Origin of the sequence: Cryobacterium sp. MDB2-A-1 (genome assembly GCF_004402675.1) — a bacterium.
GTDB lineage: Bacteria > Actinomycetota > Actinomycetes > Actinomycetales > Microbacteriaceae > Cryobacterium > Cryobacterium glucosi.
The window spans coordinates 1-7,290 of sequence record NZ_SOFK01000021.1 but is presented as its reverse complement, the minus strand read 5'-3'; the positions used below and the strand labels follow the sequence as shown (position 1 = coordinate 7,290).

The 7,290-nt window shown below is 63.7% G+C and carries 4 protein-coding genes and 1 pseudogene; all 5 read left to right on the top strand.

The window, feature by feature from the left end; all coding sequences use genetic code 11:
• Nucleotides 1–542 precede the first annotated feature (542 nt).
• The 5 genes and pseudogenes from E3O39_RS04950 (at nucleotide 543) to E3O39_RS04925 (ending at nucleotide 7,041) form a co-directional block, all read left to right on the top strand.
• Nucleotides 543–1,241 (top strand): aspartate/glutamate racemase family protein, encoded by a 699-nt coding sequence (locus tag E3O39_RS04950; RefSeq protein WP_134448370.1) that lies wholly within the window; start codon nucleotides 543–545, stop codon nucleotides 1,239–1,241.
• A gap of 15 nt (nucleotides 1,242–1,256) precedes the next feature.
• Nucleotides 1,257–1,841 (top strand): annotated as a pseudogene (locus E3O39_RS04945) (transposase); the annotation flags it as partial.
• Between the two features lie 70 nt (nucleotides 1,842–1,911).
• On the top strand, nucleotides 1,912–4,788 hold the full coding sequence (locus E3O39_RS04940; RefSeq protein ID WP_134448366.1) for a bifunctional diguanylate cyclase/phosphodiesterase: 2,877 nt from the start codon (nucleotides 1,912–1,914) through the stop codon (nucleotides 4,786–4,788).
• Nucleotides 4,789–5,430: 642 nt separating this feature from the next.
• Entirely contained in the window at nucleotides 5,431–6,090 is a 660-nt protein-coding gene (locus E3O39_RS04930; protein ID WP_134448365.1) for a hypothetical protein, read from the top strand.
• 132 nt (nucleotides 6,091–6,222) lie between these two features.
• Nucleotides 6,223–7,041, top strand: a complete 819-nt coding sequence (locus E3O39_RS04925; protein WP_134448363.1) for a hypothetical protein — start codon at nucleotides 6,223–6,225, stop codon at nucleotides 7,039–7,041.
• Nucleotides 7,042–7,290: the final 249 nt, after the last annotated feature.

The following is a 7,290-nucleotide window of genomic DNA, read 5'->3' as shown; positions in this document are numbered from 1 at the left end:
GAAAAATGAACCCTAAGTAAGTTCCATTTTTCCTGACCTGGAAGGCATTCTCGGTTTAACGCGCCGTCAAACCCCGACTCTCACCGGTGGATCGAGGCTTAGTGCCGCTGGTCGCCGCCGGGTCGCCGGCTAGCCCGTTCTGGCGGTGTCCCTCGTGCAATTTGGTGAGCCTGGTGTAGCCGGCGGCCGCGTGACCTGGTGCCGGATAATGGGGGTCTGAATTGGGGCCTGGCACACCGCCCCCGGGACGCGAGCGAATCAACGCCGGACACGGTCGAGGCCCCGGACAGTTGGGCGGCAGTCGAGCAGCCGCGTGCTGTGATCCCGGCCGATCACCTGGTGCTCTACGTGCGCCGGCACATCAGCCGCTAGGCGCGATCGGAACGCATTCCGTACTTTTCGAACATAGGTACTGGGTATCTGCTTAGCTGAAGCTAGCGGCGATGGGGATCTAACCGGGACACGAGCCCTTTGAGGTACCAGGAAGAAGGCCTGCCCTCGGCACCCGAAATTCGACACCTACCGGCGAGTACTCTTGTCGGATGAAGCAGATTGGCCTTGTAGGTGGGCTCGGCTGGGTTTCAACGGCCGAGTACTACGGGCTCTTGAACGTCAGAGCGCGCGACGAATTAGGAGATCACCGCTCCGCACGAGTTCTAATCGACAGCCTGGACGAACAAGAGTTCCTCGACGCGCAGGCCGAAGACCCGTCGGAGGCGCGCTGCGAGGCAATGATTATCGAGTCTGTCGCTCGACTTGCCGAGGCAGGCTCCGAGGTCATCGCCCTGTGCGCTAACGGGCTGCACAGGTTCGTCCCGGCGATCATCCAGCACACGGGTGTCGAGGTCATCGACATCGCCGGCGCCACCGTCGATGCCGTGACGGCGTCAGGACTCAGCAGCGTTGGCCTGCTCGGGGTGAGGAAGACGATGGAGGGAGAGTTTTACCGGAGTCGGTTTGAAGACAAACACATCGAAGTCCTCACTCCTGACGAAGCAACTCGTAGCTACGTTCACGACCGGATTATCGACGAGCTCACCCTCGGCATCTTCACCCAGAGCACACGAGAGTCGTTCCTGGGGGTGTGCCAGGAATTGGTCGACCGCGGTGCGGAGGGCGTAGTTCTCGGATGTACCGAGATCCCCCTCCTATTGGATGTCAACGACGCGGCGAAGTTTCCTCTGTTCTCGACCACTGCAATCCACTGCGAGGCCATATTGAAGGCTGCGCTGACCTCCTGACGGTGGCAGTCCCCCCGCGGCCTCGACGGGGTCAAGCTAGTCATGTCTGACGCCCACACCGGCCTGAAGAAGGCTATCGGCACCGTGTTCCAGGGCGCCGGCTGGCAGCGATGCCGGGTCCACTTCATGCGCAACGTCCTCGCCGTGATCCCTAAAGGATCCCAAGACATGGTCGCGTCGATCATCCGCACCATCTTCGCCCAGCCCGACCGCGAACACATCGAGAAACAGTTCCGCGAGGTCACCACGATGCTCGGCCGCTCGCACCCGAAGGTCGCCGCAATGCTCGTCGACGCGCAACCCGATCTGCTCGCCTTCGCCGCGTTCCCCAGGCGGCACTGGCGCCAGATCTGGTCCACGAACCCGCTGGAGCGGGTGAATAAGGAGATCAAACGCCGCACCGACGTCGTCGGTATCTTCCCCAACGCCGCGGCCCTGCTGCGCTTGGCCGGGTCGGTTCTGATTGAGCAGCACGACGAATGGGAGGCCGGCGAACGGCGCTACTTCTCCGAAGCATCCATGCTCGAGCTGGCCACCATGAACAACCCCATCAAGGTCATCGACGAGGCGGTGATCCTCCCAGAACTCGCCGCCGCCTAAGCTAGACCAACTGACCCGCACCGTGTTGAGAAACTCCACCACTCAGCGGGACGTGACCTGTGGGAGCGTAATGCTTGCTGAAGCACGTGAGACGTCCAGCGCGACGGTGACGTTGGTACTGCGCTTCGTCCGTGAGCGCGGTGGCGTCCAGTTGGTTGCCGACGTACTCGCGGCGGCCGGGATCATCCAATCGGTCGAGGAGTTGGAGCAAATCTCCACCTGGATCGGCTACGACACCCGCATCCGGCTTTTTGAGGCCGTGACGGAAGCCCTCGGCCCGGGGACAATGTTCAGAATCGGCGAATCTGCCGCTGCGGACAGGGTCCATCCGGCCATTGCGCAACTTCTGAGCGCCTTCGCATCACCCCGCGCCGTGTACAACCAGCTCCCAAGGATGGTCCCGAAATTCAGTACGACGTCTACACTCGCGCTCGTCACCATCAGCCCCACGGATGCAACGCTCAGCTTTCATCTCCACGACGGATACGCTCCGTCCCGGCTGGATTGCGAGTATGCGCAGGGCCTGTTCTCTGCCGTGCCACGTATCTTCGGGCTGGAATCAGCGCACACCGTCCAGGACGAGTGCCAGTCGGACGGAAATCTGGCCTGTGTGTACCACCTCACATGGTCCCGGCGACTGCACTGGTGGTCATGGCGCAGTGGTAGGCGCGCAGCCGATCGCGGATTCGCGGCCTTGCGTGAACAGGTCCAGCGGATACAGCTGGCCGAGGCGGATCTCGTCAGCAGCGACGACATCGGCGAGGTGCTCGCCCGGATCGTGGGTCGCGCCGCAGCAGCGGTCCTCGCGCCGTCCTATCTCTTCGTCGTGAAGCCGACTCACGGCGGGGCGCCGCTCGTGCACTTTTCGGGTCTCGCCGATGATCGAGCCGCGGAACTCGCGGCGCGGCTGCTCGAGGGTGCCAGCCTCGGCAGTTCCGCCGTTGTCGTCGACGTGGCGTCGACTCGCCAGGTTCACGGGCGCCTCGCGGCCTTGTACCCGCGGGGGCAGAAGCCCATGGACGCGGACCGGGCGCTCCTCAAGGCTTATGCCAGCCACGCGGCAGCCGCCCTTGACCTCTTCACGGCGCTCGAGGACAGCCGCCGGGAAGAGAGCCGCTCGACGGCGCTGCTCGCGCTGGCTCACGAACTGGCCACCGCCGGCAGCACGACCGGCGTCGCGGACATCATCGCGGCCGCCTTGCCGACTATCGTCGCGTGCGACGCCGCGGCGGTCCTGCTCTGGGACGCCGGACTCGCGACGCTCCAAGCAGTCGCCTGCGACGGCTTTGAGCCGGGCGAGCGTGAGGTGCTGTTCGCCACGCCGATCCCGGCTGCGACGACTCCCGAGCTGATCGGACTTCTCACTAACCACGAACCCGTCCTCGTCAGGGCGGACGAGGCCAGCCCTCTTCTAGTACAGTTACTCGGCGCCATTGGGGCGCCGAATGTTGTCGTGGTCCCGATGCTCGATGGCGATCTCCTATTGGGGATCGCGGCCGCCGTATGGCATGGACACCTCACGCCAGAGGTACATTGCGCGGCCATGACCCGGATCGTCGGGGTGAGCAGCCAGGGCGCAACGGCCTTACAAAACGCGAGATTGCTCGCGACCGTGCGACACCAGTCCCTGCACGACTCTCTCACCGGGTTACCCAACCGGGTGCTGTTCGCCGAGCGGCTGGACCACGCGCTCGGAGAGAACAGGGCTGGCACCGGCACTGCCGTGATGTTCTGCGACCTCGATAACTTCAAGAAGGTCAACGACGACCTCGGGCACGGCGCCGGGGACGAACTGCTCCGCCAGGTTGCCGCCCGCCTCCGTTCCCAGGTTCGCCCGGGAGACACTATCGGCCGCCTCGGCGGCGACGAATTCGCAGTTCTCTTCACGGACCTGTCCTGCCAGTCGACGGCGCTCGAAATGGCCAGACGCATCGTCGACAACCTCAACTTGCCCTTTCATCTCGCCGGCCGCGACCTGCGTATCTCCACGAGCGTTGGCGTTGCCGTCTACACCGGAGAGGGCGGGCGCGGTGAACGACTCCTCGCCGCGGCCGATACGGCGATGTACGAGGCGAAGAGGACAGGTCGCAACCAGATCGCCGTCTCCGGCGAGACGGCAGCCGATTCGTCAAAGCCGTCGCTTGAAACGGAGCTCTCAGTCGCCATCGACCGCAACGAAATGCGCCTGCACTTCCAGCCGGTCTTCAATATTTCCGGTGCCAATGGCATCAGGGCGGTGGGCGCCGAGGGGCTCATCCGCTGGGCTCATCCGCGCCTTGGGCTATTGGCGCCGGCCGCATTCCTTCCACTCGCGGAAGAAACCGACATGATCACCAAACTGGACTTGTGGGCGATGGGTGCCGCCTGTGCGGCGCTGGCAGGGTGGTCGCAGCCGGGCGACGAACCGTTGCACGTCGCCGTCAACCTCGCAAGCGCAACGCTGGTCGACCCCCGGCTGTTGCCGACGGTGCGTGCCGCCCTGACCAAGAACCACATCTCGCCCCGACGCCTCATCCTCGAGGTCGTCGAGAGCCGCGCACTGATCGACCTGCCCGGCGTCGTCGAACGACTCACCGAGCTCCGCCAGCTCGGTATCCGGATCTCACTCGATGATTTCGGAACCGGGTTTTCCACGCTCGCGTGGCTCAATTCCCTGCCGGTCGACCAGATCAAGATCGATCGCACCTTCATTATGGATATTCCTTCCCGGTCCTCCGTCGCCCTCGTGCAGGGGATCCTCGCGCTTGCGCAGAAGCTCGAAATCGAAGTCGTGGCCGAGGGCGTGGAAACCGTTGACCAGCTCGACACCCTCCGCGAATCGGGCTGCGCGCTCGTGCAGGGCTACCTGCTCGGCCGCCCCGCTGCGATTTTCGACCCGGCAGCAGTTGAACGAGCCAACAACGGCGACTTGATTTCTGGGGCCACGAACAGCAACTCCGGGGCGTAACGGGGCGCTGCCCGGTTGAACCGGGAGAGGCGTGCACGGGGAGCCGTGGGATCGACGCAACGGTTGCCGCGGCCTGTTAGCGTATCGGGCCACCGGCAACTCAAACAAAGTAATACACCGGCTTGGAATAGGACTTGGCCAACCGCCGGTAGAAGACGCGAACAGGGTGAAGAACACAACCGCCGTGCATAACCCAACGGAACGAGCTCGTCCCGCAGCGTTGCCGCCCAGAGATGCGGGTCCTCGATCAGCCGGGCGGTGACGTAGTCGATGAACGCGTCGAACGGGTCGGGTTCAGCTCGTTGACGCACTCCCGGGGTGCGTTGGCCGGCCAGGTAGGCGCGGATGGTTTTGCGGTCGTGGTCGGTGCGGCGGGCGATCTCACTGATCGTCATTCCCTGCCGTTTGAGCGCGTGGATGTCCACGTCGTCCTCCTCTGAAAGCATAGGAGTAGGGCCTTTCTCGGGCTGGTGTGTGGTCGAAGACCATCAGCATCGAGGAAGGCCCGCTTCTATGAGCAGAAGCGACCCGGAGTGGGGAATTTCAGTGAGCAGAACTGGGGAATTTCAGTGAGTGCCGTCAGAGCACGATGCTCAGGCTGTCACGATCACCTTTGCGCCATTGCGCAACTAGGCTTCTGGCATGTTCATCCTTGAGCCTGCAAAAACGCCACACGGCATCGTCGTCTTCGGTCCCGGCGCAGGCGGCGAGCCGAGACGATACCGAACGTTGCTCGACAGCTTTGTAGGTGCCGGGTTCGTGGTGATAGCTCCCACAGATCAACGCTTCGATCCGCGCTCAGTGACCACGGAACAGTTGCAGAGCCGTGTCTCGAGTTTGAAGGCTGCGCTATCGGACTATGGTGACGACCACCTTCAGGTGATCGCCGCCGGTCACTCGGTTGGAGGCTGGGCGGCACTGTGCCTCGCCGGCGGGCAGCCGTGGACTCGCGATGGCCAACCGATTGCGGTGCCGACAGAAGAACGCGTATCGCGGTTGGTGTTGTTCGCTCCAACGCTGGGCTGGTTCCAGGCCCCCGGCGCTCTGGCGCGGGTGCACACACCGATCATTGTGCACGCGGGAACCCGTGACACCGTCACTCCGGCTGCGACAGCCGAGCTGCTGGGGGTAGCGCCCGCCATGGTGAACATCCGTGTTCACGAGAACGTCGGGCACTTCGACTTCATGACAGAACTTCCTCCGACCGTTGCGCCAACAGTCGGTCTAGATCACGACGCGTTTCTCCGCGAACTTGCCGGGTACGCCTCCGCCGATCTGGGCGACCTCACGTTACCTTCATAAATCGCCCGCCGAGGATAGGTTGCCGAATATCTCGGCGAGACATTTCAGCACGAGTGCACCAGGGGACGACTTCATCCCGTACGGTCAGCGTGTAGCCCGTGCACGTTGCTCAATAGATACGGTGTTTCCCACATGTCAAAGTCAACATTTCTTCTACTCACGCTCGCCGTCGGCATGGCCCTGGCGGGCTGTGCGCCCACCGGCTCGGGGCCGTCAACTGAAGCCCCGACCACCACCACCACGACCGCAGCGTCTCCAACGACCTCCGCGACACCGTCAGCAGTCTCGTCGACCTCCCCGCCGTCGCCGCTGCCGTCACCGTCGACACCAGGAAACAGCGCGACTGGCGCTGCGGGATGCATCCCGAACGGCATCGCGATCCCCGCGGGCGCGACGACGGCGATCATCGGGGACGTCGACGGCGACCAACAGCCGGACACCGAGTTCTACACCGAGGTCGGTGCGTTCAGCTACGGCATCCATACCGCATCCGGGGCCACGGCGCTCCTACCCGATGATCTCGCTGGCCCCGGCGCGCACAGCGGATGGAGCGCCCGGCTGGATGGCCCCGCCATCGTCGCGACGGTACTGGATGACGGGCGCTCGGCGTCGCTGCACGCGTTCATTAACTGCAGCTTCGTCACAACGATGGGCACAGACGGACAGCCATACCGCTTTTTACTCAACGGCTTCGGAGAGCACGGAACGGGTGTTGCGTGCAACAACCGAAATGGCGGAACCCTCATCGAGGGTGCCCTCGCCCAGAAGCGCGGTGACGGGCTCTACGACATCCAGTGGACCCACGTCAATATGTCTGCGGACGGCACGACAGCCACCAACGGGACCACTGAGACCCGGTACGCAGGCCTTGCCGAATCGGATCCCCTGGTAAAGCAGGCCATGGGCAGCTACTGCAACGACGTACCGAAAGTCTCGACTAGCGGCAGGTAACAAAACCCGTGCCCCTCATCTCGTAAGCACCTGCCCCCCGCCCGGGAACAGATGATCTCCTACGTCTCGTATCCCATGAGTGGCGAGTTCAGGTGGTGAGAGCAACACCCTGAGTTCCGTGGGGTGTTGTCGATGGCTCGACCGTTGTCGCCTCCCTACGTGTCAGGGTGAGTTGAGGCGGGTAGCTCAGAGCAAGTTCGCCGTTTGACGTAGGGCGAGAATCAGGAAGTCCCACCATGTCCAGTCCCT